This is a genomic window from Oceanobacillus luteolus (genome assembly GCF_023715655.1).
GTDB classification, from domain to species: Bacteria; Bacillota; Bacilli; order Bacillales; family Amphibacillaceae; genus Oceanobacillus; species Oceanobacillus luteolus.
Window position 1 is genome coordinate 1 of the sequence record NZ_JAMBON010000133.1, and the last position, 788, is coordinate 788.

1 protein-coding gene is annotated in these 788 nt (G+C 34.6%); it reads right to left on the reverse strand.

Annotated features, from left to right (window positions below):
* Positions 1 to 279 precede the first annotated feature (279 nt).
* A partial coding sequence (locus M3210_RS20045) for a Tn3 family transposase (protein WP_251518060.1) occupies positions 280 to 788 on the reverse strand: 509 nt, incomplete at its 5' end.

The following is a 788-nucleotide window of genomic DNA, read 5'->3' on the forward strand; positions in this document are numbered from 1 at the left end:
ACCAAATACTCCAAGGCCTTCCAATTAAAGAATTAAGGAGGGTTATTTGGCATGTGCAAAATAAGTATATCATAATTATTTTAAGTTTTTTAGAGAAAAATATTGACAACTATTAGCTGGTTTAGTTTAAGTGCATATTTTCACAAAGTCCACCATCATTTCAATTATTTCTATAAATTCAGTTTACATCGAATTACTTCATTTTGGGGTAGCGTCAGGAAAATGCGAATTTACAACGCTAAGCCCATTTTCAAGACGATTCCCCCAGTTTTAACAACGTTAAGAAAGTTTCAATGGTCTTAAAGAATCTAACGAGACCATTTTCTCCGAATTAAAATGGTATTCTCCAAGTAAATTAATATGTTCCCAACCTAGAGGTGACATATGGTGCAATAATTCTTCATTAAAACTACCTGACCGTTTTTGATATTCAACTGCCTTTGTTAGATGTAAAGTATTCCAGATACTGATGGCATTGATAATTATGTTTAAGGCACTGGCCCTTTGCGATTGATGCTGTATGGTTCGTTCCCTAAGCTCGCCTTGTTTTCCGAAGAAAATAGCTCTTGCCAGTCCATTCATGGCTTCTCCTTTATTCAATCCTTTTTGTATTTTTCTTCTTAATGATTCATCCGAAATATAATTCAAAATAAAGATCGTTTTTTCTATTCGGCCCATCTCACGTAAGGCTGTAGCCAAGCTGTTTTGTCTTGAATAAGAACCTAATTTCCCCATAATAAGGGATGCTGAAACTGTTCCTTCCCTTATAGAATGAGCTAATCGCAAAA